Source organism: Pseudoroseomonas sp. WGS1072, from assembly GCF_049340465.1.
Classification (GTDB): Bacteria; Pseudomonadota; Alphaproteobacteria; order Acetobacterales; family Acetobacteraceae; genus Pseudoroseomonas.
In genome coordinates, this window is record NZ_JBMPSU010000006.1 from 1 (window position 1) to 23,358 (window position 23,358).

Consider the following 23,358-nt stretch of genomic DNA (forward strand, 5'->3'; position numbering starts at 1 on the left):
CGAAATTCGTGAAGGAGAGAAAAAGCCGGGGGGAAGAACTCCCGACGGGCACGGCAGGACCGCCTGAGTCCTGGCATGGATGACGCAGGAAACCGGCCTGGTCAGGCGGCGCGGCGTCCGATTACCCCCGATAATGTCCGCTTATCGCGAGGCTGCCGGCCAGGCCGGCCGGTCGCCCCATTTCAGGCGGCGCGGCCCCCCTAGTCCTGGCCGCGGCCGAAGACCCGCGCCGGGGCGGGCGGCATGCGCAGGTCGGGATCGCCGCCATCGGCCTGTTCGAGATGCGACTTCACGCTTTGCAGCGCCGCCTCCAGACCATGCTCGGCCGCGGCCCGGGGGCTTTCCCGCTCGGTCGGGTCGGCCGCCGGCGCGGTCTCGACCTCGAGGCGCAGATGCAGCGTGGCGATCGGGCCGCTGCCGGTGACGTGCCAGCTGCCCGCCGGCGGGAAGGACCATTGCAGGCGGCCGGTCGCGGCATCCGCCCGCAGCCCGTCCTGCGGCAGCGGTCCCTCCTCGCGGCGGAGCTGCGGCAGCCAGTGCCGCAGGTGCCGCGGATCGGCGAGATAGGCAAACACCTCGGCGGCGGGGCGGGCGATGCTGATCTTCTGCTCCATGGCGCGGCTTCCTTCCTGCAGCCGGGCAACGCCGCGCCCGGCGGGGGGTTGCCGGCCGGCGCCCCCCAGCCGTTTCCTGGCGCCCCCTGGCGCCCCCTCAGGGGGCGCGCCTCAGGCGGCGTCGAGCAGCAGGGCCGGGCGCGCCGTGGTGAAGCCGAGCGACAGGGCCGCCGCCTCGGCCAGCCAGGCCCGGAACAGGATCTGCCCGTCGAACGGGCCGTCCAGCAGGCCCTGGGCCACGGGCAGGGCCTGGCGCCGGGCCTGGGCCAGGGCGACGCGCCGCATGGCGGGCGCCAGCACCGCGGGCGGCGCATCCGGCGGCGGCAGGCCGGCGGCCCGCCGGAAGGCCGCCATGCTGCAGCCGCCGGCCAGGCTGGCCGGCTCCGGCAGGGGCCCCAGCCCGCGCAGCTGCCCGACGCCCCCGGCTTCGTCCCAGACCAGCAGGCGCAGGTCGTGGCGATGGCTGCCGGGCGGCACGACATAGCCCAGCACCTCGCCCGGACTGGCCGCCAGCAGCCCGGACAGCCAGCCCAGCCCCGCCTCCAGCAGACCGGGCAGGGGCGGCAGGCTGGCGGAGGCCACCAGGCGCGGGCCCTCCGCCTCCTGCAGCAGGCGGGAGGTGCCGGTGTCGTGGTCCAGGCTCTCGCCGGTTAGCAGGCCGGCGGCGGCGGGGAAGCGGAACAGCGGATGCGGATGCGCCTCGGGCCGGCGGCCGGCGAGCAGGCGCACCAGGGCCTCGGCCTCCGGGCGCGGCAGGGGGCGGCGCAGCGCCGCGTCCAGCTCCAGGCGGGACTGGCGGGCCGTCACGCCGCGCCTCCGTCGCGGCGCGCCAGTTCGGCGAGCCGCGTCTCCAGCCCGGCGGGATCGGCCTCGGTCCGCCGCCGCAGCACGCGCAGCGGCGGCTGGTCCTGCGGGTCCTCCTCGATCAGCGTCACCTCCACGGGACGATCGGCCAGCACCGCCTCGAACAGCCCCTCGCGGTAGGTGACGGCGATGCGGGGCGGGCCCTCCTGCGGCGCCAGCACCGCTTCGAGGCGGGCGAGCAGGCCGGCGAACTCGGCCTCATCGGCCTCGGCGGCGACGAGGTCGAGCAGCTCGCGCCCGTCCTGGACCAGACTGGCCTCGGCGGGGCCGCGGCGGCTGATCTCCATCCGGCTTCTCCTGAATGATGCAGCGCCCCGTGGTGGCACAATCCGACGTCGACTGTCCATAATTTTTCGCAAAACATCACCGCGCACGGCGAAAAAAGACCAAAACAAGCCGCGGATGGTAAGAGGCCGCCACCCCCCCCTACGCAGGATTGACCTTTCGGAGGCAAGAATGAAGAATCGATATTCAACCGATGCGATCATGCCATGCGCTTCCCCGCCATGTCGGACTCCCCCCTCGATCGCCTGGAAACGCTGGATCTCGGCACCACCGCCGGCCTCGCCCTGCTGCGCCGCCTGGATGCCCGGCTGCATCGCCAGCCCGACCCCGCCGCCCTGCGCGAGGGCCTGGCCCGGCTGACCTGCCGGGTGCCCCTGGCCGAACGCGCGGCCGGCCTGCTGGTGCTGCCGGGCGGCGCCCTGGCGCTGCGCCAGGAGGCGCTGCTGCTGCCCGATGCCGCCTCCGCCCTGGTGCTCGGGCCACAGCCGGCCGCCGCGCTGCGGGCGGCGCTGGAGGAGCTTCCCGGCGTGGTGAGCGTCGACCATGGCCCGGCGGGGCTGCAGGCCCGGGCCGGCCCCCCCCTGGGACCGCCGATGGGACCGCCGATGGGAACGCCGATGGGGACGCCGATGGGGACGCCGATGGAGGAAGCGGACGGCGCGGCGGCGCAGGCCGTCAGCCTTCTGCCACAGCCCGGCGGGCTGGCGCGCTGGTCTGCCGCCGCCGCGGGCTGGCGGGGCCCGGCCCTGCTGCGCTGGTCGGCGGCGGGGGCGGTCGCCTGGGAGATGGTGCCCGCGCCCCCCGCCCTGGCCCTGGCCGCCAGCGTGGTGGGCGAGGCGCTCGACCCGGCGCTGCCCCCCGTGCCCGCCGCCGTCTGGGACGCGCCCAGCGGCGATGAACGCTACCAGCTTCTCTCCAGCGGCCTGGCCGCGCATCTCGACGACCTGCTGGCCCAGGAGGTGAGCGATCGCCTGCGCTACGCCCTGATCGACCTCTGGACCGATGGCGAGGACAGCCTGGCCAGCCGCCTGGCCGACCGTCTGGGCGCCCTGCCGGCCTGCTTCGCCACCCCCTTCGGCCGGCCGGCCGGCTTGACCCTGCTGCAGGCCTGGCCGCGCGGCCAGCGCGCCGCCGGCGCGGCGTGGGCGCTGTTCGGCATCGCGCCGGATCTCTGGCAGGCGCGCTGGCAGGGGCCGGCGCGGCTGGGCTTCCTCGCCGCGGCGCGGCGGCTGCTGCCGGCCGGGACGGTGCTGCTCGGCGAGGCGCGCGGCGCCGAGCCCCTGCCGATGGAAGGGCTGGAAGCGGACCGGCGGCTGCGCGCCGGGGCCGGCGCCGCGGCCCTGCTGGCGCCGGCCCCGGAGACGCCGCAGGCGCTGCTCTTCCTCGGGCACCGCCTGGCGCAGCTCTGCGCCGCGCCGGTGCTGGCCGCCATGCCCGGCTGGGGCCTCTGCCACCTCTTCGATCCGGACGGCCGGGCGCAGGGCGGCAACGGGGCCTGGTACGGCTTCCTCCCCGGCGCCGAGGCCGCCCGGAGCTGAGCGGGGCGCGGTCTGGCGGCCCACGGAGCGTCTCGCGAAACGCCTTGCGAAAAATAACGCGATGCGCCAGGATGCCTGGCCTCTGCTGAAGGAGCCGGCGCGTGAAGATCCTGGTTGTGGACGATTACCCGACGATGCGGCGCATTGTGCGAAACCTGCTGGACCAGATCGGCTTCAAGGAGGTCGAGGAGGCGGGCAACGGCGCCGAGGCGCTGGAGAAGATCCGCCTCGCCCGCTATGACCTGGTGATCTCGGACTGGAACATGGAGCCGATGACCGGGCTCGAGCTGCTCAAGGAGGTCCGGGGCGATGCCAGCCTGGCGCGCACCCCCTTCATCATGGTCACCGCCGAGAGCAAGACCGAGAACGTCATCGCCGCCAAGCAGGCCGGCGCCTCGCAGTACATCGTCAAGCCTTTCACCGCCGAGACCCTGAAGGCGAAAATCGCGTCCGTCGTGGGCTGAGCGGGGTGCCATGAGCGGGACCTCTGCGGCCCCCGCCGCCGGCCTGGCGCGGATCGCCGGGCATGCCGCGGCGATCGCCGGCGAGATCGACCGGCTGCTCGGCCTGCGCGCCGATCCGGAGGAGGCCGGCCGGCTGGCGCCGGTGCTCGAGGAGATGCGCGCGATGGCCCGGCTGCTGGCCGAGACGCGCGCCGAGGTGACCGGGCTGCCGCCGCCCACCGATCTCGGCGACACGCTGGACGCCGTGGTGGGCGAGACCGAGCATGCCGCCTTCGAGATCCTGCGCCAGGCCGAGCGGGCCCAGGCCGCGGCGCGGCGGCTGCATGACGGCCGCTCCGCCGACACCGCCGCCGACCTGGCCGAGGTGGACGCGGCGGCGACGGCCATCGTGCTGGCCTGCGCCTTCCAGGACATCACCGGCCAGCGGGTGCGCAAGGTGCTCTCCACCCTGCGGCAGGTGGAGATGCGCATCGCCGCCCTGGTGGCGCTGATGGGCATCCGCCCCGAGGAGGCAGCCCCCCTGCCGGCCGATCCGCGACCGGAGGCCCATCTGCTGAACGGGCCGAGCAGCGCCGCCCAGGGTGGGCTCGCGCAAAGCGCCGTGGACGATCTCTTCGGCTGAGAGCCGGGCGGCGCGGACAGGACAGGATGTGAACATGGCGATCCCGGTCGGCGCTGAAGGCGCCCTGCAGCCCGCCGGCGCCGCAGCGCGGCGCGGCACCGCCGTCCCCATGGCGGCCGAGGGCTTCGCCGCCCTGCTGGCCGGCATGACGGGCGCGGCCGCCCCCCCGGAGGCGGCCGCGCCCCCGCCCGGCCCCGCCCCGGAGGCCGGGACGGAGGGCGCCCTGCCCTGGGACAGCCTCGCCGCCGCCGCCGAGGAGGCGGCCGGCCTGGCGGCATCCTTCCTGATGCCCAGCTTCACCCCGGCGGCGGCGGCGCCCGATCTGGATGCACCGGATCCGCAGACGTTCGATCCGCAGACATTCAATCCGGGGGCGTTCACTCCGCAGGCGCCTGATCCGGCCCTGCCCATGCCCCAGGCGGCATCGCCGCAAGGGTCGGCGCCGCAGGCGACCATCCCGCCGCCCTCAGCCCCCTCCTCAGGCCTGGCCTGGGCCGGCGAGGCCCTCACCGAGCCCTCGCCGCCAAGGCCCGCCGCGCCGCGGGAGGGGCCGCCGCAGGATCCGGAGACGGTGGCCGCGGAAGCCGCGCTGCCTTCCGGCCCGATGCCCCCTGGCCCGATGCCCTCTGGTCCCATGCCCTCTGGCTTGGCACCGTCCGGTACGGCCGCATCGGCCGCCATCCTCCCGTCCGCTCTCCTGACCGGTCCGCCGCAGGCGGCGTCACCCCTGGTGTCGTCCGCGCTCGCCGCCGGCGCCGTGGCCGCTTCCCTCCCGGCGCCGGCTGCGACCGCAGCGCCGCCGGCGGCGGGCCGGACCGGGGCCGGGGCCGGGGCCGAACCGGCCCTCCCCGCCGCCATCGTGTCAGCCATCCCGCCGGTCGCTCCGCCCTCGGCCCCGCCCGCCGCGCCGCCGCGCCGCCTGGCCGGGGCGGGGCTGCCGACGGCCGGCGAGACCAGGCTCGCCACGCCCTGGCCGGAGCGTCCGGCCGAGGGAAGCCCGGTCTCCTCCGGCCTTCCGGCCGCCTTTCCCGAGGTGGTGCCCGAGGCAGCGGAGAACGGTCTGACGGCCGGGGACCGGGCCGCGATCGTCGCGGCGGCCCTGGCGGATCCGGCGCGCCCCGCCGAGGCCGGCCCCGCGCCCACGACCCCGGCGCCAACCCCGGTCCCGACCCTGGCGCCGACCCTGGCCGCAACCCCGGCCTCCCCGGCCGACGCCGACGACGCGGCCGGGGCGCCCGGCACGGCGGCGCGGCGCGCCCGCCTGGCCGCCCAGGCCGCGCCGCAGCTGGCGCTGCGCCTGGCCGAGGCCAGCACGGCCGGCGTGTCCCGCATCGCGGTCGATCTGCGGCCGCCGGAACTCGGCCGCATCGAGCTGCGCCTGACCTTCCAGGAGGGCGGCGTCCATGTCCTGCTGCGCGCCGAGCAGCCGGAGACCTTCGAGGCGCTGCGCCAGGACCGGCAGACGCTGCTGACGCAGATGGAGCAGGCCGGGGTGCAGCTCGGCACCGGCGGCCTCGACCTGCAGCAGGGAACCCCGGGCGAGCGGCGCGACACGCCATCGCCGGCCGCCGCCGCGCCCCTCCGCGGCATGGCCGAGGCGGAGGCGGAGGACATCGCCGCGCCGCCGCGCCGCGTCACCGACAGCCTGATCGACATCATCGCCTGAGGCCCGGGAGCCGGGCAGGGAGAGCAGCATGGCCACCAGCAGCACATCCGCCATCACCGCCGCCACGGCGGGCGGCGCCGCCACGGCGCCGACCGCCAGCCTGAGCAGCAGCAGCGCCGATTTCGACCGCTTCCTGACCCTGCTGACCGCGCAGATGAAGTTCCAGGACCCGATGCAGCCGACCGACCCGACCCAGTTCGTGGCGCAGCTGGCGCAGTTCTCCCAGGTCGAGCAGCAGACCAAGACCAACACCCTGCTGACCGGCATCGCCAGTGCGCTCAGCAATGGCGGCACCCTGGCGGAGAACGCGGCGCTGCTCGGCAAGACGGTGCAGAGCACGCTCAGCCAGATCACCGTGCCCGACAGCGGCACCAGCACCGTCACGGCGACGGTGACGGCCGGCACGCTGGGCAACACCCGGCTCGAGGTGCTGGACGCCGGCGGCGCGGTGGTGCGCCGCATCGGCCTCGCCCAGGGCGAGAACACGGTGGTCTTCGACGGCAAGAGCGCCGACGGTACGCGGCTGGCGACCGGCCGCTACAATGTCCGTGTCGTCGGCGACGATGCCGGCGGCGCGCGGCAGAGCGCCGGCAGCGTCAGCGCCGGCGGCACCATCACCGAGTTCCGCAAGGACAGCACCGGCGCCTTCACCCTGGTGCTGAGCAATGGCAGCGTCATCAACGCCGCCGACGTGACGCAGATCAGGTCCTGAGCCGCCGGCCGCGCGGGCGGCTCAGCTGTGGATCAGCCGGGTGATGACCACGTCCTTGAGCCCGGCCTCCTGCACCTGCGCCAGGCAGTCGAACAGCCGGTCGCGCAGCAGGGAGGGGTCGGTCCGGCCCGGCCGCAGCTCCTGCCGCTCCGACATGGCGATCAGCCGCTGCAGCACCGCCTGCTTCAGCCGGGGCGACAGGTCGCGGAACTGCTGGGTCTCCGCCGCGCGGGTCTCCAGCGTCACCGAGACCACGACATAGCCCATGCGGCGGCCCAGGCTGGGCAGGTTCACCGTGAAGTCGCCGAGCGGCAGGAACTCGTATTCCTTCTTCGGCGCCGCCTCGGCCGCCCGGGCGGGAGGGGTCAGCAGGGCCGGGGCCAGGGCGGAGGTCGCAATGGCGCCGAGCAGGGCCCGGCGGAGACAGGGTGACGGCATGGCGCTCTCGATCGATTGCGGATGACCCCTGTTACGCAACCGGTGATTATCACGTCAATCAACTTATCCTATTTTTGCGACGCGACATGGCGCGGGCCCGCGCCGCCCCGCTTCCGCTGCGCCCAGACGATGCCGATGATCCGGGCCACCGCCTCGAAATGCGCCGGCGGAATCGCCTGGCCGACCTCGACCGAGGCGTAGAGGCCGCGCGCCAGGGGCCGGTCCTCGATCAGCATCACGCCGGCGGCGCCGGCCAGTTCGCGGATCCGCAGCGCCACGTGGTCGACGCCCTTGGCGACGCAGACCGGCGCCGCGTCCTCGCCCCGCTCGTAGCGCAGCGCCACGGCGAAATGCGTCGGGTTGGTGATCACCACCGTGGCGGTCGGGACATCGGCCATCATGCGCCGCTGCGACATCTGCCGGCGCTTGCGCTTCAGCGCCGACTTCACGTGCGGGTCGCCATCGGTCGCGCGCAGTTCCTCCCTCATCTCCTGCAGCGTCATGCGCTGCCGGCGATGGTACTCGAAGCGCTGGAAGGCGATGTCGATCGCCGCCACCACGCCGCTGACCAGGGTCACGGCGAAGACCACGGCGATGGCCGACTGCATCGCCAGCGCCGGGAACACCGCCGGGTCCACCGCGGCCAGCTGCGCGCTCCGCTCGTAGAGCGGCCGACCGACGATCCAGCAGGTCAGGCCGACGGCCAGCATCTTGGTCAGGCTCTTGGCGAACTCGAACAGCGCCTTCAGTCCGAAGAGCCGCTTCATCCCGGCCAGCGGCGAGAGGTGCGACCATTTCGGCCGCAGCCGCTCGCCGGCCATGACCACGGTGTTCTGCGCCAGGTGCGGCAGCAGGCTGCCGGCCAGCAACAGGCCGAAGACCGGCAGCAGCGCCACGGCCAGCGCCTCGATGAAGGCGGCGCCCGCCTGGCGATAGCCCTCCCCGGTCAGGTCGAGGAAGGCCTCCGGCTGCTCGATCAGCGGCAGCAGCACCAGGCTGACCCGCTCGCCGATCAGCCCGCCGGCCAGGCCGAGGGCGAGCAGCATGGCGGCATAGAGGCCGAAGACCGAGCCCTCGCGCGAGACCGGCAGGTCGCCCTTCTCGCGCGCCTGCTGCAGCTTGCGCTGCGAGGCGTCGAGCGTCTTCTCCTGGCCGCTCTCCTCCGCCACGGCTCAGCGCCCGAAGGTGAAGACGGCGCCATAGGCGCCGAGGATCTCGGTGACCAGGGTCGGCGCCGCGGCGCCGAGCAGCGTCAGGCCGGCCAGCAGCAGGGCCGGCGCGCCGATCATGAAGACCGGCATGGCCGGCATGGCGCGGTTGATGCCGGCCAGCGCCAGGTTGAAGATCAGCGCCAGGATCAGGAAGGGCATGGCGAGCTGCATGGCGAGGCGGAAGGCCGTCGCCACCCCCTCGGCCAGGCTGCGCGCGGCGAGCGCCGTCTCCGGCGCGGCGCCGAGCGGGACCAGCGCGTAGCTGTCGGCGATGGCGCGCAGGCCCGGATGGTGCCCGTCGATGGCGAAGAGCGCCGCCAGGCTCGCGGCGTAGAGCGCGCCGCCGAGCACCGCCGAATTGTCCATGCCGATGCCGAAGACGAAGGCGTTGCTGATGCCGATGCTCTGGCCGATCACCTGACCCGCCACATGCACCGCCGAGAGCAGCAGGCGCGACAGCGTGCCGAGGAAGGCGCCGGTCGCGGTCTCCAGCGCGACCGCGCCGGCCATGGCGAGGGCGCCGGGCGGGCTGCTGGCCGGCCCGGCGAGCGGCGCGATGCAGAGCGCGATCAGCAGTCCGGCCAGCAGGCGGATGCGCGCCGGCAGCTGCGTCTCGCCCGTCCCCGGCAGCAGCAGCAGCGCCGCCGAGACCCGGCAGAACACCAGGAAGAGGCGATAGAGCTCGGCGGTCAGCCAGCTTTCCAGGCCGAGCTGCACCCTCAGATCTGGCCCACGGTGCGCAGCTTGGCGCGCTGATGCACCTCCGCGTGGCTGATCACGGCGATGGTCGGGTTGATGCGCTCCACCAGGTGGCGCACGAAGGGGCGCGCCGCGGCCGAGGTCAGCACCGCCGGCCAGTCCCCCTTGGCGGCGGCCTCGGCGATGCGGGCGCGGGTGGAGGCGATCAGCTCCTGGATCCGCGACGGCGCCATGGCGAAGTTGCGCTGGTCGCCCTCCTCGATGATGGCGCCGCCCACCTCGCGCTCCCATTCGGGCGAGAGCAGCAGGGTGGTGATGTAGCCGTCCTCCTGCGTCAGGCCGCGGCAGATCTGCAGGGAGAGGCGCTGGCGCACATGCTCGGCCAGCATCGAGACGTTGCGCGTCATCCCCGCCGCCTCGTGCAGCGCCTCCAGGATCAGCGGCAGGTTGCGGATCGAGATGCGCTCGCCGAGCAGCGTCGCCAGCACCTTCTGCACGGTGGCCATCGGCAGCACGGCGGGGATCAGGTCGGCGACCAGGCGCTGATGCTCCTTCTCCAGGCCGTCGAGCAGCCGCTGCGTCGCCGCATAGGTCTGCAGCTGCGCCATGTAGCCCTTCAGCACCTCGGACATGTGCGTGGTCAGCACGGTCTCGACATCGACCACGGTGAGGCCCTGGGCCATCGCCGCCTCGCGCAGCGCCGGCTCGATCCAGCGCGCCCTGATGTGGAAGGAGGGCTCCTGCGTGTCGATGCCCGGCACGCCGATCTCCTGGCCGCCGGGGGCGAAGGCCAGCAGCCGCCCCAGCACCAGCGTCTCGCGCGCCACCTCGACGCCCTGCACCTGGATCGAGTACTCGCCCGAGGCGAGATCCATGTTGTCCTTGATGCGGACGGCGGGCAGCACGAAGCCGAATTCCAGGCCGAAGGCGCGGCGCAGCTTCCGGATCTTCTCCGACAGCCCGCCCTGGCGGCTGGCGGTCAGCGAGACCAGGCCCATGCCGAGCTCGAGGCGGACGTCGTCGACGCGGATCAGCTCGGCCATGCTCTCCTCGCGCGGCGCCGCCTCGGCCACCGGCAGGCCGGCCTCGCGCGCCGCGGCGGCGCGCCCGGCGGCGCGCTGCGCCAGCCAGCCGCCGCCGGCGGCGACGGCGCCGAGCGCGAAGAAGGGCAGGAAGGGCAGGCCGGGCAGCACGGCGAAGAGGCCGGAGAGGCCGGCGGCCAGGTAGAGCGGCTTCGGCTGGGCGCCGAGCTGGCTGACGAAGGCCTTGTCGGTCGAGCCGCGCACGCCGCCCTTGGAGACCAGCATGCCGGCGCCGACCGAGACGATCAGCGCCGGGATCTGGCTGACGATGCCGTCGCCGACCGCGAGCGTGACGTAGTTCTCGGCCGCCGCCGAGAGCGACATGCCATGGCGCAGCGTGCCGACGGTGATGCCGCCCAGCACATTGACGATGGTGACCAGGATGGCGGCGACGGCATCGCCGCGGACGAATTTCGAGGCGCCGTCCATGGCGCCGAAGAAGGTGTTCTCGTCCTCCAGATCGCGGCGGCGGCGCTTGGCCTCGGCGTCGTCGATGGTGCCGGCGGCGAGATCGGCGTCGATCGCCATCTGCTTGCCCGGCATGGCATCCAGGCTGAAGCGCGCGGCGACCTCGGCGATGCGCCCGGCGCCCTTGGTGACGACGATGAAGTTCACCACGATCAGGATGGCGAAGACGATGACGCCGATGATGAAGTCGCCGCCGACGACGAAGGCGGCGAAGCCGTGGATGACGTCGCCCGCCGCGTCCAGGCCGCGATGCCCCTCGGCCAGCACCAGCCGCGTGGTGGCGAGGTTGAGCGCCAGCCGCAGCAGGGTCGAGACCAGCAGCACGGTGGGGAAGACGGAGAAGTCGAGCGGCCGCTCGATCCAGATCGCCACCATCAGGATCAGCACCGAGAGGGTGATCGAGGTGGCGAGGCCGAGATCGACCAGCCAGCTCGGCATCGGCAGCACCAGCACCGCCAGCAGCAGCACCAGCGCCGCGGCGAAGAGCAGGTCCTGGTGGCCGAGGCCGCCGCGCAGGCGCCGGAGCAGATCCATGCGTCAGAGACCCACGATGAGCTGCGCGATCTCCTCGGTGTAGGAGCGCAGCGCGGCGAAGCCGAAGGGCAGGGAGAGCATGGTGGCGATCATGGTCACGACGATCTTGGGCACATAGGACAGCGTCATCTCCTGGATCTGCGTCAGCGCCTGCAGCACGGAGATGGCGACGCCGGTGACGAGTGCCGCGAGCAGCGGCGGGCCGGCCACGACCATCGTGGTGTAGAAGCCGCCGCGCAGCACCTCGATGACATCGCCCTCGTTCACGGCGCTCAGACCGCCATGCGCAGCACGTCCATGTACGCGCCGACGACCTTGTCGCGCAGCTGCGTCATGGTCTGCACGGTCAGCTCGGCGCTGGCGGCGGCCTGCACCACCTCCTGCACATCGGCGGTGCCGGCGACGCCGCGCGCCGCGGTGACCTCGGCCTGGCGCAGCGTGGCGAGCGAGGCGCGGGCGGCGTCCCCCACCATGGCGCCGAAATCGGTCGCCCCGGGCTGGCCCGCGGCGGCGGCACCCGCGCCATAGGCGCGCAGCGCGCTGGAGACGGGAGGGATGGCGGCGAGCGGCGTGGACATGCGGGTCACGACCTCAGGATGTCGAGCGTCTTGCCGTAGAGCGTGCGCGCCTGCTGCAGCACCGCCATGGACGCCTCGTAGCTGCGTCCGGCCATGCGCAGATCGGCCTGCTCGATCAGCGGATCGACGTTCGGGAGTTTGACGTAGCCCTGCTCGTCGGCCGCCGGATGAGCGGGATCGAACTGGGTGCGGAAGCCGCGGCCGTCCTGCTGGATCGCCGCCGTGCTGACCAGCTGCGCGCCGGTCGCGCGGTCGAGGCGCTGGCCGAAGCTGATCAGCTTGCGCCGATAGGGGTCGCCGCCCGGTACCGCCGCCGTGGAGCTGGCATTGGCGATGTTCTCGGCCGCCACGCGCATGCGGGTGGCCTGGGTGCTCATGCCGGAGGCGGCGGTGGCCATCGCCCGGGTCAGCGGTCCGGCGCCGGAGACAGGTCCGAGGCGCAGCATCAGCGGCCGCCCGCGGCGCTGCGCAGCAGCGAGGCGCCCTGCTTGTAGACGACCGTGGCGAGGTCATAGGCCTTCGCCACATCGGCCTGCTTCACCATCTGCTCCTCCAGGCTGACCGTGTTGCCGTCCGGGTCCTCGCCATAGGACTGGGCGCGGTCGGCGGCGATCTCGGCGCCGCCGCGGCCGGCGCCGAGATGCCCGGGCCGGGTCGCCGCCAGCTGCACCGTTTGCGGATCGCTCCCCGGGCCACGCAGCAGGCCGCTGTCGAAGCGGAACGGCTTCACGTCCCGCGCGCGGTAATGCGGGGTGTTGGCGTTGGCGATGTTCTGCGCCAGCACGTTCTGCCGTTCCGACAGGTGCCGCATGCGCGCGCCGGTGATGCGGAAGACGTCGATGCCGTCGAGCATGGATGGGGGTGCCTCTCTGGCTGCCGGCGCAGGAATAGCCCGGTCCCGCCCGTCTTGTCGATGTTTTTCGCATAGCGCTTCGGCGGCGATGCGGGCCATAATGGCCCGAGAAGACCGGTCTCCGGCGCTGCCCCTCCCTAGCGGACGAATATTTCGCATGAATTCCGAGGCCCTCCCTCCGCTCGCCGCCCCGCCGGCCCCGTCATCCGGCCTTTCATCCGGCCTCGCCGACCTCGCCGGCCCGCTGGCGCGACTGCCCCGGCGGGGCCGCTACGGCACGCTGGCCGGGGTGCGGGGTGCCGCCCTCTCCGTCGCCGGTCTGGGCCCGGGCGTCGCCATCGGCGACCGGCTGCGCATCGAGCGCGGCGGCCTGGCGCCGGTCGAGGGCGAGTTCGTCGCCTTCACCCCGGAGACCGCGCTCGCCGTGCCGGAGGGCGGCACCGAGGGCCTCGCCCCCGGCGCCCGCGTCTGGCTCGACGATCCGCTCCGGCTGCGTCCCTGCGACGCCTGGATGGGCCGGGTGATCGACAGCCAGGGCCGACCGCTCGACGGCCGCGGCCCGCTGCCGCAGGGCGGCGCGGGCGTGCCGCTGCGCCGCCCCGCGCCGGACGCGCTGCGCCGCCGCCTGATGGGCGACAAGCTCGAGACCGGGCTGCGCGTGCTCGACGTCTTCACCCCGGTCTGCCGCGGCCAGCGCCTCGGCATCTTCGCCGCCTCGGGCGTCGGCAAGTCGACGCTGATGGGCATGCTGGCGCGCGGCGCCGAGGCCGATGTCATCGTCGTCGGGCTGATCGGCGAGCGCGGCCGCGAGGCGCGGGAGTTCCTCGACCATATCCTGGGCGAGGCGGGGCGGCGGCGCAGCGTCGTCATCGTCTCCACCTCCGACCAGCCGGCCCTGGCCCGCCGCCGGGCGGCGCAGGCGACGCTGGCCGTGGCCGAGCATTTCCGCGCCGAGGGCCGGCAGGTCTTCCTGCTGCTCGATTCCATCACCCGCCTGGCGCATGCGCAGCGCGAGATCGGCCTGGCCGCCGGCGAGCCGGCTACCGCCCGCTCCTACACGCCCTCGGTCTTCACCGAGCTGCCGGCGCTGCTCGAGCGCGCCGGGCCGGGGCCCGAGGGGGAGGGCGACATCACCGCCATCTTCACCGTGCTGGTCGATGGCGACGACCATGACGAGCCGATCGCCGACGCGGTGCGCGGCATCCTGGACGGGCATGTGGTGCTCGACCGGCGGATCGGCGAGCGCGGCCGCTGGCCGGCGATCGACGTGCTGCGCTCGGTCAGCCGCGCCCTGCCGCGCTGCCATGACGCCGAGCAGAACCGGCTGCTGGGCGAGGCGCGGCGCCTGCTCTCGGCCCATGCCGACATGGCCGAGATGATCCGCCTCGGCGCCTATCGCACCGGCAGCGACCCGCTGGTGGATCGTGCCATCCGGCTGCAGCCGGCGCTCGATGCCTTCCTCGGCCAGGGGCTGGAGGAACGCACCGGCAGCGCCGAGGCTTTCGCGCAGCTGGATGGCGTGCTGCAGGCGTAAGGCGGGCGGCCCGGGCCCGGGCCGCCGGAGGCCCGTCCGGCTCCGGGCAGGCCGCGCCACGCGGGGAGGTGGCGGATCACCGCGGGCGGCCGTGCCTGGCCTCGCCCACCGCCCGCATCAGCCGTTCAGGATCGAGTAGATCGCCGCCGCGCTCTCCGCCGCGAAGCCGTTCTGCCCCCAGGAGAGGGGCTGCACCAGCGTCGCGACGCCACTGGCGCTGGCCAGGGCCTTGGCCTCGGCGACGCTCGACTGCGCCACGTAGCGGTCGAGCATCCTGGCGAGCTTGGTGGCGTCCTTGAAGTCGGCGATATCCATCCGCTTCTCCAGCGCCGCCTTCTGCTGGTCGACGTCGAGCCGGGCGAAGCTGTCGGGCAGGCCCAGCACGCCGCGCACCACGGCCGAGAGGTTGGTATCGGCCATGACGCTGTACCAGCTGGTGACCTGCGGCAGCATCCGCTTGGCATAGACCGCCTGGCGCAGCGTCTCGGAGGTGGCGCTGAGCGAGTCCTCGAAGGCCGCCTGGGTGTAGAGCTGCGCGATCTTCTCGACCACGGCGCTGTCGGCCACCTTCGGCCCGCCCTGCGCCGGCACCGCCGCCGCGCCGGCGACATTGCTGACCAGCGTGGCGCCGACCGAATCCTGCGCCGGCGTGAAGTCGATCTCCGCCACGCCGCGGGCCCTGGCATCGCTGAAGACCAGCGTGTCGCCCTGGGCGACGACGCGGATCGCCGTCGCGCCGCCATCGGCGCGGCGCAGCGCCGCCTGCAGCTTCGCCGCGATCGCGCCCGGCGTCCTGGCCTCGGTGAGCGGGACATCCTCCACCGTGACGCCGCCGATGCCGCCCGAGAAGCTCAGGAAGCCGCGCGTCAGCCGCAGCCCCTCGATCCCGACCGTGGCGGTCGAGGGCATGGCGGGAAGCTCGGGGATGGCGAGGCCGCCATAGTTCAGGTCGCCGGCGATCGCCTGGTAGCGGCTGTCGGTCATGCGCGCGGCGACGGAGGTGCTGTCCGTCACGTCGCTGTTCAGCACCTTCCGCATCAGCCCTTCCATGCCGATCTGCGCGTCCAGCCCATAGGCCTTCAGCACCAGCGACTGCAGACGGTAGTCGGACAGCAGATCCTGCGCCGTCGCCTTGCTCGGCAGCCGCTCGCGCAGATAGGCGAGGTCGCGCTGCAGTTGCGGGTCCTTGCTGAAGGCCTTGAAATCGGCCGGGGTCCTGGTCTGCAGCAGCTTCCAGCCGGCCATGCCGGTGGGAAGGCCGATGCCCACCAGGCTGATGCCGCCGCTCATGCCTCGTCGGACAGCGGCGGCGGCGCCGGCTTCTCCGCCTCGGGATTGTAGCCGGCGGGCAGGCGCATCAGCACGCGGTTGGTCTCCGGGTCGCGCAGCTCGGAATAGAGCCGCATGGTCCTGCCATCCAGTTGCACGTTGAAGGTCGGCCCGGCGGGGACGACGCGCTGCTCGCGCTCGGCCGTCTGCGGCGCGGTGCCCGTGGCGGGCGGCGGGGTCTCGGCCTCGCGCCGGGCCGTGCCGGCCGGGCCGGTCTCGGTGGTGCGCGCGCCGGCGGGCGGGATGGGTTCGATCATGTCGGTCTTCCTGTTCTCTGCGGACTGTTCTGCGGAAGGGCTTCTCCCAGGGCGATGGCGGGACCGGCGATCAGGCCGGGCGGGCCTCGGGCGCCCGGTTCCGGGTGGCGAGGCGGTGGGGCTGCGGCGCCGGCCCTGCCAGGCCGGAAGGGACGGGGCCGGAAGGGACGGGGCCGGAATGGACGGGGCCGGAATGGACGGGGCCGGGACGGGCGGGACCGGCATGGGCCGGGATGGGCTCGGCGGCCGGGCCACGGCGGAAGCGCTCCGGCGGCGGCAGGTCGAGCAGCGCGGATTCGTAGAGCACCAGGTCGCGCAGGGCGGAGAGCGCGCGGTAGGTGTTGCCGGCGCGCATCTGCGTCTCCGCCTCGTCGAGCTGGCGCAGGTGCTCGGGCTTGACGAAGGCGCCGCGCAGGCGCGCCATCTGCTCGTCGAAGGCCGCCATCGAGCCCAGCGCGGGCTGGGCGCCGAGCAGCACGTTCTGCGCGGCGAAATAGGCGCGGCGCACCGGGGTGGTGGCGTCCTCGGGCAGCAGCACGTCCTTCTCGCGGACGATCTGCGCCTGGGTCTCGACCATCAGATAGGCGCGCCGCTCGCCATTGGTGACGACGGCGCCGTTGATGAACAGCCGCTCGCCCGGGGCGAGCTTCAGGATCAGCGACATCAGCCTGCTCCGGCGGGGGCCGTGCCGGCGGGGCGGAGCCCGGCCATGACGGCGCGGTTGACATCGATCAGCGCGGCGGGCGCCTTGCTCTCGCGCGCCACGCGGTCGCTTTCGGCCAGCACCCAGCGGGCCAGCGAGATCAGGCGGGCCTTGACCGTGTCGGCGAAGGCATTGCCCTCGGCGGCGAGATCGGCCGCGAAGGCGATCCAGACCATGCGGTTCTCGTGCAGGGCGCTGGGCAGGGCGGCGGGGCCGGCGGCGGGATCGGCCGCGGCCTCCAGCAGCGCCGTGGCGCGGGCCAGGACGCGATACTCGATCTCGCGCGGGTCCTCGGTCTGCCGGATGGCAGAGCCATAGGCGGCGGCGATGCCGCGCGGCCGCAGCAGGGGCGCGGGGCGGAGGGTGTCCTGAGCGACGCTCAACATCGGATTCTTCCTTGGTCACGCCGGCCGGCTTTGCCGGGAAGGCGCGGTGGCCTCGGGCAGCGGGTCGTCGGGGCGCGGGAGGGAGGGATCCCCCCTCCCGCCGGTCCGGGGGCGCGGCGGGCGCGCCCCCTTCGGGTCATCAGCCGCGGAACAGCGACAGGATGCTCTGCGGCGCCTGGTTGGCGATGGACAGCGCCTGGGTGCCGAGCTGCTCCTGCACCTGCAGCGCCTGCAGGCGGGCGGCCTCCTCGGACATGTCGGCATCCACCAGGGCGCCGACGCCGCTGGTCAGGGTGTCGACCAGCTTGTCCATGAAGTCCTTCTGCAGGTCGATGCGGGTCTGCGCCGCACCGAAGGCCGCGCCGGCCGAGAGCACCGCCGTCTCGATCGTCTTCAGACGGGCGAGCAGGTCGGAATAGTCGGTGCTGGAGACCGGGGTCTGCTCGGTCGCGACGCCGGTGGCATCGGACTTCGTCACCTGCAGGGCCGAGGCGGCGGTGAAGGCCGTGTCGGTGTCGCCCGAACGCTCGGCATCGACATAGAGCTGGCCATCGGCGGTGAGGAAGGCGATGTCGCCGCCCGAGCCCTTCTTGCTGTTGATGTCGGTGACCAGGCGGCCCAGCATCTCCGCGTCGGTCTCCTGCACGTTGGCGCGGCTGACGGTGGAGGTCTGCGCGGCGCCGGCCGCATTGGTGAAGGAGAAGGAGAGGGTCTCGACCCGCTCATCCGCCGCCACATTGGCCAGGGCCGCGACGTCGTAGGTATAGCCCGCGGAGGCGCCGGCCGAGGAGGTGTCGACCGTGGTGGAGACCGCGTCATCGGTCACCAGGAAGCCGGTGACGGCGCTCGGCGCCAGGCTCTGGTCGAACACCAGGCCCGTGCCGGCATCGTTCAGATAGGCGAAGTTGAAGCCGGCCGCCGCATTGATGTTGGTCACAAAGGTGGCCGCCTCGCCGGCGGTCATGGTGGTGGCGGCGGCGGCCTGGGTGACCGTATGACCGACGCCGTTGATCGTGAAGCGGGCGGAGACGTTGCCGGCCGCCGCAACGATGCCGGCCAGGGCGCGCGTCTGGGTCGTGGCGCCGCTCGCCGTCAGCGTGCCGGCCGCGGCCGCACCCTTCAGCTTCAGCGCGTCCTCGCCCTCGAAGGTCACCGCGCCGCTGGCCAGCGAGGCGTCGACCACCAGCTTGCCGGTGCGCTCGTCGATCGAGGCGATGGTGTTGCCGCCGCCGGCGGCGAGGTTGATCTGCTCCTTCAGCCCGGCCAGCACGGCGGCGTTGTCGTCGCCGGTCAGCGCGGTGTAGCTGGCGATCTGCCGCTGGCCCTCGACCTCGAACTCGAAGGAGTAGACGGCACCCACCGCCGGCGCGCCGGCGGCCAGGCCGTAGGAGAACTTCGGCGCCTGCGGCGCCTTGTCGACGGCCGCGCCCAGGACGATGTCGTTGTCGGTGTCGAGCGCCTTGGCCAGCGCCGTCTCGCCGTCGAAGGTCACGACGTCGGTCGCCAGCTCGGCATCGACCAGGAGCTCGCCATTGGCGCCGATCTCGGCGAAGGCGTTGCCCGCGCCGGCGGCGCTGTTGATGGCGTTCTTCAGGCCGGTCATCAGGTCGGAGAGCGAGGTGGTCGTGGCGGTGAAGCTCGCGACCTTCTCCTTGCCGTCGAGCTTGAAGGTGAAGCTCAGCTTGTCGCCCACATCGACGGTGCCGGTCGGCGCGGCATAGGAGTAGCTGTCCTTGGCGCGCTCGACGGTCAGGCGGTCGAGACCCTCCAGGGCGCCGCCGGCGCTCATGGTCAGGTTCTGCTGCGCGACGGTGATGTAGCTCGGCACCAGGTTGCTGCCATCGGCGTTGACCGAGGCCAGGATCTTCTCGTCGCCCGAGCGGCTGTTGTTGATCAGGTTCACGCCTTTGAAGGCGGAGCTGCCGATGATGCTGTCGATCTGCGCGACATACTCGTCGATCGCGGCCTGCACGGTGGCCGAATCCTTGACGCCATCCTGCACCGAGGTGACGCTCTCGCGGATCTTGGAGATCAGGTCGGCGATCTGCTCGGTGCCGGCGGCGGCGGTGGAGACCACGCCGCTGGAGACGGAGAGGTTCTCGCTCACCTGCTTGAAGTTGGCGATCTCCGCGCGCATCGAGGTGGCGACCGCCCAGGTCGCCGCGTTGTCCTTCGCGGTCGAGACCTTGAGGCCGGTGGAGATGCGGTTCTGCGTGTCCAGCAGGTTCTTCTGGGTGGCCTTCAGCGACTGCAGCGCCGTCATCGCGCCGTTGTTCGTGAGGATCGAGCTGACCATCTGAGCGCCCTTCAAGGGTTCCGGTTCGGGGAAGCGCCTTCTGACGCGGCTATCGCTGCGCGCGGCACCTCGAGGGGCCGACCGCGACGAGACTTCCTAGCGCCGGCGGGGAAAAATTCGCAATCGCCGCGGTGCCTCAATCGTCCTCCGCCGCGGCGCGCGGGGGGCGGCGTCACGCCTGCCGGTCCAGGCTGGCGGCCAGGGTGTGGCGCAGGCGGCGCCGGCGCGGCCCGGCGGGCGGCCCGTACAGGCCCGGATCGGCGGCCCCGGCGACATCCTGCCGCAGCCGCTCGCGCACCGTCTCCAACGCCCCCGCCACGGCGCCCAGCACCAGCGCGTTCTCCTCCGCCGCGCGCATCATGGCGGCGAGCGAATCGCGCTCGGCCTGGCTCTGCGGCGCGCCGGCCTGGGCCAGGCGGGTGAGGGCGCGACGCTTCTCGCCGATCAGCGCCATCAGGTCCGGCAGCTGCGCCTGCCGCGCCGCCGCCGCCTCGCGCTCCAGCACGGCGCGGAGCTGCGCGGCCGCCTCCTGCAGCGGGGTCATCGCGCCGCACCCGGCTGCGGCGGCGCCTGGCGCGCGGCGATGGCGCGCTCGATCACCGGTGTCAGCCCCAGGCCCCCCTGCGAGACCAGCGCGCCGCCGAGCGCCTCGTCCATGAAGCTGTCGAAGGCCTGCGCGCCGGTGCCGCGGCCGGACAGGCCGGATTTCTGCGGCGGCCGGGCGGCGCGCAGCATCTCGGCCGCGAAGCCGCTTTCCAGTTGCCGGGCCAGGCGCCGGGCGGTGGCCGGCGGGGCGGCGTTGATCGAGGCATCCATGCGGTCTTCTCCGGGGATGACGGTTCCGCTGAGCAAGGACGGCACGTTAGCCGACCATCAGCAAATTTTCGCATAACATGGCGCGAGACCCCGCCCTCCAGAACGGATGGCTCCCGATCTCCAGAAGGAGCGACCCCTCCGCGCGCGGCGCGGAGCAGGAAGGATGGCGCGCCGTGGACGAGGACGAAGCAGGGCCGGTGGATCCAGAGCCGGTGACGGCCGGACCCAAGCGGCGCAATCAGCAGCGCCGGCGCGCGCTGCCGGTGGAGCGGCGCGGCGAGTTCGACCGCCGGCTGCTGGCCGGGGAGGAGGTGGCCAGCCTGTCCCGTGCCTTCGGCATCGAGCCCTGGTATGCGCAGCGCCGGGCGCAGCGGGTGCTGGGCCGGGTCAGCCGGGGCCAGGAGGTCTCGCCCTTCCTCTCGCCGATGGAGATGGATGAGGAGATGACCCCGCTGCAATACGCATGCTGCGTGCTGGGCGGCCGGGTGCGGCCGCTGCGCAACGGCTACTACGTGCTGGACGGCTTCCAGGCCGGCCCGCGCGAGGTGGCGCGGGCGGCCAACCGGCTGCTGCGCGAGCGCGGCCTGGCGGAGATCCCCTATCCGGGGCTGACGCCGCTCTATCGCTGAGGCCGGCGGGCGGGGCTCCGGGGCCGGGCGCATGGCGGCCGCGCCACCCTCCGGCCGCTCACCGCCCCCCTCTCACTGCGCCGGCTTGTCGAGCAGCAGCCGCTCCGGCGCGGCGCGCAGATCGGCCTCCAGCGCCATCAGCCCGCCGACACCCTCCTCGGCCAGCAGGGCGGCGCCGGCGGCGGCGACCTTCGAGGCCTCGGCCAGGTCCTGCAGCGCCGCCTCGGCCTCGGCCACCAGGGCCGCGGTCTCGATGGCGCTGGTCAGCGGCACCGCCTCGCCCTTCAGGGCCGGCTCCGGCCGGCCGTCCACGGCCTCGGCCGTCGGCGACGGATCAGACGGATCGGCCACAGCCACCACGGCCTCGGCTTCGATTCTGGCATCGGTTTCGGTTTCGGCTGGGGCCGGCTCGGGATCGCGCTGGCGATGCAGGCCGCGCACGCGGGCACCTCGCTCGATGCCGATCTCCTCATAGGACAGCTCGGCCTCCAGCAAGGCCGTGCGCACCACCTCGATCTCGCGCGCCTCCACCGTGCCGCGCAACGTGCCGCTGACGCGCAGCCGCTCCGTCTCGATGCGGCCCTCGACCAGGCCGCCGGCCTCGAGCAGCACGACGGGGGCGGTGAGGTCGCCGCGCACCACGCCCTCGACGCGGATCACGCCGCGGCTGCGCAGCCGGCCCTCGAGCTCGCTGTCGGCGGCGATCAGCATCATGCCGGTGCCAGGCAGCTGCGCCGGGGCGAGGAAGCGGCTGCGATCGACCCGCGGCTCCAGCCGATCGGTGCCGCGGGCGGCGGGCTCGCCGGCGAAGGTCTCCTCGCCGGCGGAGAGATCGAAGCGCTCATAGGTGATGCGCGGCTCGCCGCCGCTGGACCTGCCGAAGATGCTCATTGTGGTTCCCGTTCTAGGAAGGGCGGCATGACGCCGGGGCGTCTCCCTCCTCCTTATGATTTTCGCACAACGAACGCAAGATTTTTCGCAAAATCCGCCGAGCCTTGGCCGAGCAGGGGCAGGATCTCATCCGGATGCAGCCCGCCGCGCAGCGCCTCGACCAGGCCGGTCAGCTGCATCGCCGGCCAATCCAGTCCCCGGGACTCCAGTCCTCGATATTCCAGTCCTCGATATTCCAGCCCGGGGCATTCCAGGCAGCGCGCCAGCTCGGCCAGCACGGGCCGCAGCAGGGCCGGCTCCGCGGGCAGGCCCGACAGCAGGGGTGCCGTGGCCGCGCCCTCCGCCGGCCGGTCCGCCGCCGCCAGGAGGATCCGCCCCCCGCCCGGCAGACGCAGCAGGCCGGTCTGAGGATCGAGATCGCCCAGGCGGCAGGCCAGCAGGTCGGCGGCGGCGGCGCCCGTGGTCAGCACCAGCCCCACCAGCAGGCCCAGATCGCGCCCCTCGCGCTGCGCCCAGGCGATGGCGCGGCCGCAATCGACCGGCGAAAGCAGGCCGAGACCGTCCGGCGCCAGGCCGAGCAGCGGGCTGTCGAGGCCGGGGAGGTGGAAGTCGCAGAACTGCGCCAGGGCCGCGCCCAGCGCCGCCTGCTCGGCCAGCATCGGCGCGGCGCCGCCGAGCGCGACGCGGCGCCGCGCGCGCAGCGCCTGCAGGTCGGCGGGGCCCAGCGCCGCCAGCGGCAGGGCGCATTCCGGCTCGGCCAGCAGCCCGGCCAGGCGGTGCAGGGGGGCGATCTGGGTGCCGCCCTCGGCGCGGGGCAGGGTGCCCTGGTCGATCGCCCAGCGCCGCAGCGCCTCGGCGGCGGTGCCGAGGAAGCGCTTGCTGCCGATCCGGATGGTGCAGCGGCGCAGGGCGGCGCTGGCCATGCCCTCCCAGGCCTCGGCGGCGGCGCGGTCCTGAAAGGGCGCGCGATGCAGGGCCGCGGCGCCGCGGCCGATGCAGACCTGCCAGGCCTCGCCGCTACCGGAGGTCGCGGCGGATATCCGTTGCACAGCCATGCATTGATCTCACCTTGCCGTGAGGCACAAAGCCTCCCGGCCGGGAAATCGCAAGCGGAGAACGGCCGCGCCGGGGAAAAAACGCGAGCGAGCCCCGCCCTCCCCCTGCCCGGCCATCCGTTCTGTGGTATTTCGCAGGACTATGAACCCTGCCCCGGACCTTGCCCTGGCCCCTGGCGACTGTCGCGCCGCCCTGCCCGGACCCACCGCCGCCGGAAAGCCCGCGCCTGGACGGTCCTCAGGCGGGAAGCAGGGTCTCGGCCGCCGGCAGGGCCGGTTCGTCGTGCCCGGCGGCCTCCGCGGGGCCGGCACCGGCCCGCAGCAGGGCGATCAGATCCTCCGGCAGCTGCGCCTCGATCATCACCGCGGCGCCGTCGATCTCGACCATGGCGCCGGACAGCAGCCGGGTTTCCATCTCGACCCCGCGCGGCGTGGGATCGACCAGGCGCAGGGTCTCGCGGGCCCGCGCCAGGGCGGCGCCGCGCAGCGCCTCGAGCACTTCGGCCCGCGTCAGGCGGATGGTGTGATGGACGAAGAAGGGGGCGGCGAGGCTCATGGGAGGGATTCTCCTTCCTGGGGAGGCGGGCCGGCGCGGACCGCCGCCGGATGGCAGGCGGCCCGGGCTATCCCGCATGTTTTAGCATCGCCGGCCCCGCCCTGCCATTCCGGCCTTCGAGAACATCGTGAAGGAAGTCCTGCCGCAGCGGGGGCGCAGGGGAGGGGAAGGCCGGGGCCAGGGCGCGGCCCGACCTTTCCATCTTGTGAATTTTTGCGGGTGGTCCCGGCCGCGAAAAAAGTTTAAGACCGACGCAGAGGTTTCGCAGACGAAGGAGG

At 73.7% G+C, this 23,358-nt stretch carries 28 protein-coding genes; 7 read left to right on the forward strand and 21 right to left on the reverse strand.

What is annotated here, in order from left to right:
- Nucleotides 1-200: 200 nt before the first annotated feature.
- The 3 genes from ACF3NH_RS21745 to ACF3NH_RS21755 all read right to left on the reverse strand — a co-directional run bounded on the left by ACF3NH_RS21745 (nucleotide 201) and on the right by ACF3NH_RS21755 (nucleotide 1,765).
- The gene (locus ACF3NH_RS21745; protein WP_422925929.1) at nucleotides 201-614 is read right to left on the reverse strand and encodes an SRPBCC family protein; all 414 of its coding nucleotides are present in this window, start codon (nucleotides 612-614) and stop codon (nucleotides 201-203) included.
- 111 nt (nucleotides 615-725) lie between these two features.
- Nucleotides 726-1,421 carry a hypothetical protein gene (locus ACF3NH_RS21750; protein WP_422925931.1) on the reverse strand — a complete coding sequence of 232 codons (696 nt, stop codon included), beginning with the start codon at nucleotides 1,419-1,421 and terminating at the stop codon, nucleotides 726-728.
- Nucleotides 1,418-1,765 (reverse strand): hypothetical protein, encoded by a 348-nt coding sequence (locus tag ACF3NH_RS21755; RefSeq protein WP_422925933.1) that lies wholly within the window; start codon nucleotides 1,763-1,765, stop codon nucleotides 1,418-1,420. Before ACF3NH_RS21755 ends, ACF3NH_RS21750 begins: the two co-directional genes overlap by 4 nt.
- Nucleotides 1,766-1,984: 219 nt before the next feature.
- Here ACF3NH_RS21755 and ACF3NH_RS21760 point away from each other — a divergent pair, with 219 nt between their 5' ends.
- From ACF3NH_RS21760 to ACF3NH_RS21780, 5 genes are all read left to right on the forward strand, one after another.
- Nucleotides 1,985-3,301: a hypothetical protein gene (locus ACF3NH_RS21760; protein WP_422925935.1), complete on the forward strand. Its 1,317-nt coding sequence runs from the start codon at nucleotides 1,985-1,987 to the stop codon at nucleotides 3,299-3,301.
- A gap of 101 nt (nucleotides 3,302-3,402) precedes the next feature.
- Nucleotides 3,403-3,765 (forward strand): response regulator, encoded by a 363-nt coding sequence (locus tag ACF3NH_RS21765; RefSeq protein ID WP_422925937.1) that lies wholly within the window; start codon nucleotides 3,403-3,405, stop codon nucleotides 3,763-3,765.
- A 10-nt stretch (nucleotides 3,766-3,775) separates the two neighbouring features.
- Nucleotides 3,776-4,387 (forward strand): protein phosphatase CheZ, encoded by a 612-nt coding sequence (locus ACF3NH_RS21770; protein WP_422925939.1) that lies wholly within the window; start codon nucleotides 3,776-3,778, stop codon nucleotides 4,385-4,387.
- Nucleotides 4,388-4,421: 34 nt separating this feature from the next.
- Nucleotides 4,422-6,053, forward strand: coding sequence for a flagellar hook-length control protein FliK (fliK, locus tag ACF3NH_RS21775; protein WP_422925941.1), 1,632 nt, complete (start codon nucleotides 4,422-4,424; stop codon nucleotides 6,051-6,053).
- A gap of 28 nt (nucleotides 6,054-6,081) precedes the next feature.
- On the forward strand, nucleotides 6,082-6,765 hold the full coding sequence (locus ACF3NH_RS21780; RefSeq protein WP_422925943.1) for a flagellar hook assembly protein FlgD: 684 nt from the start codon (nucleotides 6,082-6,084) through the stop codon (nucleotides 6,763-6,765).
- A 21-nt stretch (nucleotides 6,766-6,786) separates the two neighbouring features.
- Here the strand turns inward: ACF3NH_RS21780 and ACF3NH_RS21785 are convergent, their stop codons facing one another.
- The 8 genes from ACF3NH_RS21785 to ACF3NH_RS21820 form a co-directional block, all read right to left on the reverse strand.
- Nucleotides 6,787-7,203, reverse strand: a complete 417-nt coding sequence (locus tag ACF3NH_RS21785; RefSeq protein ID WP_422925945.1) for a flagellar basal body-associated FliL family protein — start codon at nucleotides 7,201-7,203, stop codon at nucleotides 6,787-6,789.
- 68 nt (nucleotides 7,204-7,271) lie between these two features.
- Complete coding sequence (locus tag ACF3NH_RS21790; RefSeq protein ID WP_422925947.1) at nucleotides 7,272-8,372, reverse strand: EscU/YscU/HrcU family type III secretion system export apparatus switch protein; 1,101 nt, start codon at nucleotides 8,370-8,372, stop codon at nucleotides 7,272-7,274.
- Between the two features lie 3 nt (nucleotides 8,373-8,375).
- The gene (locus ACF3NH_RS21795; protein ID WP_422925949.1) at nucleotides 8,376-9,131 is read right to left on the reverse strand and encodes a flagellar biosynthetic protein FliR; all 756 of its coding nucleotides are present in this window, start codon (nucleotides 9,129-9,131) and stop codon (nucleotides 8,376-8,378) included.
- Between the two features lie 2 nt (nucleotides 9,132-9,133).
- Nucleotides 9,134-11,197, reverse strand: a complete 2,064-nt coding sequence (gene flhA / locus ACF3NH_RS21800; protein ID WP_422925951.1) for a flagellar biosynthesis protein FlhA — start codon at nucleotides 11,195-11,197, stop codon at nucleotides 9,134-9,136.
- 3 nt (nucleotides 11,198-11,200) lie between these two features.
- On the reverse strand, nucleotides 11,201-11,464 hold the full coding sequence (locus tag ACF3NH_RS21805) for a flagellar biosynthetic protein FliQ (RefSeq protein ID WP_422925953.1): 264 nt from the start codon (nucleotides 11,462-11,464) through the stop codon (nucleotides 11,201-11,203).
- Between the two features lie 5 nt (nucleotides 11,465-11,469).
- A complete protein-coding gene (locus ACF3NH_RS21810; RefSeq protein WP_422925955.1) occupies nucleotides 11,470-11,775 on the reverse strand; it encodes a flagellar hook-basal body complex protein FliE in 306 nt (101 codons plus the stop codon).
- 5 nt (nucleotides 11,776-11,780) lie between these two features.
- On the reverse strand, nucleotides 11,781-12,221 hold the full coding sequence (gene flgC / locus ACF3NH_RS21815; RefSeq protein ID WP_422925957.1) for a flagellar basal body rod protein FlgC: 441 nt from the start codon (nucleotides 12,219-12,221) through the stop codon (nucleotides 11,781-11,783).
- On the reverse strand, nucleotides 12,221-12,628 hold the full coding sequence (locus ACF3NH_RS21820) for a flagellar basal body rod protein FlgB (protein ID WP_422925959.1): 408 nt from the start codon (nucleotides 12,626-12,628) through the stop codon (nucleotides 12,221-12,223). The genes flgC and ACF3NH_RS21820 overlap by 1 nt, the downstream gene beginning before the upstream one ends.
- 157 nt (nucleotides 12,629-12,785) lie before the next feature.
- Here ACF3NH_RS21820 and ACF3NH_RS21825 point away from each other — a divergent pair, with 157 nt between their 5' ends.
- Nucleotides 12,786-14,162, forward strand: coding sequence for a FliI/YscN family ATPase (locus ACF3NH_RS21825; protein WP_422925961.1), 1,377 nt, complete (start codon nucleotides 12,786-12,788; stop codon nucleotides 14,160-14,162).
- A 117-nt stretch (nucleotides 14,163-14,279) separates the two neighbouring features.
- Here the strand turns inward: ACF3NH_RS21825 and ACF3NH_RS21830 are convergent, their stop codons facing one another.
- From ACF3NH_RS21830 to ACF3NH_RS21860, 7 genes are all read right to left on the reverse strand, one after another.
- A complete protein-coding gene (locus tag ACF3NH_RS21830; protein WP_422925963.1) occupies nucleotides 14,280-15,452 on the reverse strand; it encodes a DUF1217 domain-containing protein in 1,173 nt (390 codons plus the stop codon).
- On the reverse strand, nucleotides 15,449-15,748 hold the full coding sequence (locus ACF3NH_RS21835; protein WP_422925965.1) for a hypothetical protein: 300 nt from the start codon (nucleotides 15,746-15,748) through the stop codon (nucleotides 15,449-15,451). The genes ACF3NH_RS21830 and ACF3NH_RS21835 overlap by 4 nt, the downstream gene beginning before the upstream one ends.
- 70 nt (nucleotides 15,749-15,818) lie before the next feature.
- Entirely contained in the window at nucleotides 15,819-16,412 is a 594-nt protein-coding gene (locus tag ACF3NH_RS21840) for a flagellar biosynthesis repressor FlbT (protein ID WP_422925967.1), read from the reverse strand.
- Nucleotides 16,412-16,837 carry a flagellar biosynthesis regulator FlaF gene (gene flaF / locus ACF3NH_RS21845; RefSeq protein WP_422925969.1) on the reverse strand — a complete coding sequence of 142 codons (426 nt, stop codon included), beginning with the start codon at nucleotides 16,835-16,837 and terminating at the stop codon, nucleotides 16,412-16,414. The genes ACF3NH_RS21840 and flaF overlap by 1 nt, the downstream gene beginning before the upstream one ends.
- Before the next feature lie 139 nt (nucleotides 16,838-16,976).
- Nucleotides 16,977-19,133, reverse strand: a complete 2,157-nt coding sequence (locus ACF3NH_RS21850; protein ID WP_422925971.1) for a flagellin N-terminal helical domain-containing protein — start codon at nucleotides 19,131-19,133, stop codon at nucleotides 16,977-16,979.
- 172 nt (nucleotides 19,134-19,305) lie between these two features.
- Complete coding sequence (locus ACF3NH_RS21855) at nucleotides 19,306-19,677, reverse strand: hypothetical protein (protein ID WP_422925973.1); 372 nt, start codon at nucleotides 19,675-19,677, stop codon at nucleotides 19,306-19,308.
- A complete protein-coding gene (locus ACF3NH_RS21860; protein ID WP_422925975.1) occupies nucleotides 19,674-19,949 on the reverse strand; it encodes a rod-binding protein in 276 nt (91 codons plus the stop codon). The genes ACF3NH_RS21855 and ACF3NH_RS21860 overlap by 4 nt, the downstream gene beginning before the upstream one ends.
- A gap of 173 nt (nucleotides 19,950-20,122) precedes the next feature.
- Between ACF3NH_RS21860 and ACF3NH_RS21865 the strand changes: the two genes are divergently transcribed.
- On the forward strand, nucleotides 20,123-20,578 hold the full coding sequence (locus tag ACF3NH_RS21865; RefSeq protein ID WP_422925977.1) for a hypothetical protein: 456 nt from the start codon (nucleotides 20,123-20,125) through the stop codon (nucleotides 20,576-20,578).
- A gap of 72 nt (nucleotides 20,579-20,650) precedes the next feature.
- Here the strand turns inward: ACF3NH_RS21865 and ACF3NH_RS21870 are convergent, their stop codons facing one another.
- The 3 genes from ACF3NH_RS21870 to ACF3NH_RS21880 form a co-directional block, all read right to left on the reverse strand.
- A complete protein-coding gene (locus tag ACF3NH_RS21870; RefSeq protein WP_422925979.1) occupies nucleotides 20,651-21,469 on the reverse strand; it encodes a bactofilin family protein in 819 nt (272 codons plus the stop codon).
- A gap of 53 nt (nucleotides 21,470-21,522) precedes the next feature.
- The gene (locus tag ACF3NH_RS21875; protein ID WP_422925981.1) at nucleotides 21,523-22,524 is read right to left on the reverse strand and encodes a hypothetical protein; all 1,002 of its coding nucleotides are present in this window, start codon (nucleotides 22,522-22,524) and stop codon (nucleotides 21,523-21,525) included.
- Nucleotides 22,525-22,762: 238 nt separating this feature from the next.
- Nucleotides 22,763-23,080: a methionyl-tRNA synthetase gene (locus ACF3NH_RS21880; RefSeq protein WP_422925983.1), complete on the reverse strand. Its 318-nt coding sequence runs from the start codon at nucleotides 23,078-23,080 to the stop codon at nucleotides 22,763-22,765.
- Between the last annotated feature and the right edge of the window lie 278 nt (nucleotides 23,081-23,358).

Excerpts from the sequence above, each read along its gene's own strand:
- ACF3NH_RS21745 (WP_422925929.1), bottom strand. The coding sequence starts at position 614 with ATGGAGCAGAAGATCAGCATCGCCCGCCCCGCCGCCGAGGTGTTTGCC.
- ACF3NH_RS21755 (WP_422925933.1), bottom strand. The coding sequence starts at position 1,765 with ATGGAGATCAGCCGCCGCGGCCCCGCCGAGGCCAGTCTGGTCCAGGAC.
- ACF3NH_RS21760 (WP_422925935.1), top strand. The coding sequence starts at position 1,985 with ATGTCGGACTCCCCCCTCGATCGCCTGGAAACGCTGGATCTCGGCACC.
- ACF3NH_RS21770 (WP_422925939.1), top strand. The coding sequence starts at position 3,776 with ATGAGCGGGACCTCTGCGGCCCCCGCCGCCGGCCTGGCGCGGATCGCC.
- fliK (WP_422925941.1), top strand. The coding sequence starts at position 4,422 with ATGGCGATCCCGGTCGGCGCTGAAGGCGCCCTGCAGCCCGCCGGCGCC.
- ACF3NH_RS21780 (WP_422925943.1), top strand. The coding sequence starts at position 6,082 with ATGGCCACCAGCAGCACATCCGCCATCACCGCCGCCACGGCGGGCGGC.
- ACF3NH_RS21785 (WP_422925945.1), bottom strand. The coding sequence starts at position 7,203 with ATGCCGTCACCCTGTCTCCGCCGGGCCCTGCTCGGCGCCATTGCGACC.
- flhA (WP_422925951.1), bottom strand. The coding sequence starts at position 11,197 with ATGGATCTGCTCCGGCGCCTGCGCGGCGGCCTCGGCCACCAGGACCTG.
- ACF3NH_RS21810 (WP_422925955.1), bottom strand. The coding sequence starts at position 11,775 with ATGTCCACGCCGCTCGCCGCCATCCCTCCCGTCTCCAGCGCGCTGCGC.
- flgC (WP_422925957.1), bottom strand. The coding sequence starts at position 12,221 with ATGCTGCGCCTCGGACCTGTCTCCGGCGCCGGACCGCTGACCCGGGCG.
- ACF3NH_RS21820 (WP_422925959.1), bottom strand. The coding sequence starts at position 12,628 with ATGCTCGACGGCATCGACGTCTTCCGCATCACCGGCGCGCGCATGCGG.
- ACF3NH_RS21825 (WP_422925961.1), top strand. The coding sequence starts at position 12,786 with ATGAATTCCGAGGCCCTCCCTCCGCTCGCCGCCCCGCCGGCCCCGTCA.
- ACF3NH_RS21830 (WP_422925963.1), bottom strand. The coding sequence starts at position 15,452 with ATGAGCGGCGGCATCAGCCTGGTGGGCATCGGCCTTCCCACCGGCATG.
- ACF3NH_RS21835 (WP_422925965.1), bottom strand. The coding sequence starts at position 15,748 with ATGATCGAACCCATCCCGCCCGCCGGCGCGCGCACCACCGAGACCGGC.
- ACF3NH_RS21840 (WP_422925967.1), bottom strand. The coding sequence starts at position 16,412 with ATGTCGCTGATCCTGAAGCTCGCCCCGGGCGAGCGGCTGTTCATCAAC.
- flaF (WP_422925969.1), bottom strand. The coding sequence starts at position 16,837 with ATGTTGAGCGTCGCTCAGGACACCCTCCGCCCCGCGCCCCTGCTGCGG.
- ACF3NH_RS21850 (WP_422925971.1), bottom strand. The coding sequence starts at position 19,133 with ATGGTCAGCTCGATCCTCACGAACAACGGCGCGATGACGGCGCTGCAG.
- ACF3NH_RS21855 (WP_422925973.1), bottom strand. The coding sequence starts at position 19,677 with ATGACCCCGCTGCAGGAGGCGGCCGCGCAGCTCCGCGCCGTGCTGGAG.
- ACF3NH_RS21860 (WP_422925975.1), bottom strand. The coding sequence starts at position 19,949 with ATGGATGCCTCGATCAACGCCGCCCCGCCGGCCACCGCCCGGCGCCTG.
- ACF3NH_RS21870 (WP_422925979.1), bottom strand. The coding sequence starts at position 21,469 with ATGAGCATCTTCGGCAGGTCCAGCGGCGGCGAGCCGCGCATCACCTAT.
- ACF3NH_RS21875 (WP_422925981.1), bottom strand. The coding sequence starts at position 22,524 with ATGGCTGTGCAACGGATATCCGCCGCGACCTCCGGTAGCGGCGAGGCC.
- ACF3NH_RS21880 (WP_422925983.1), bottom strand. The coding sequence starts at position 23,080 with ATGAGCCTCGCCGCCCCCTTCTTCGTCCATCACACCATCCGCCTGACG.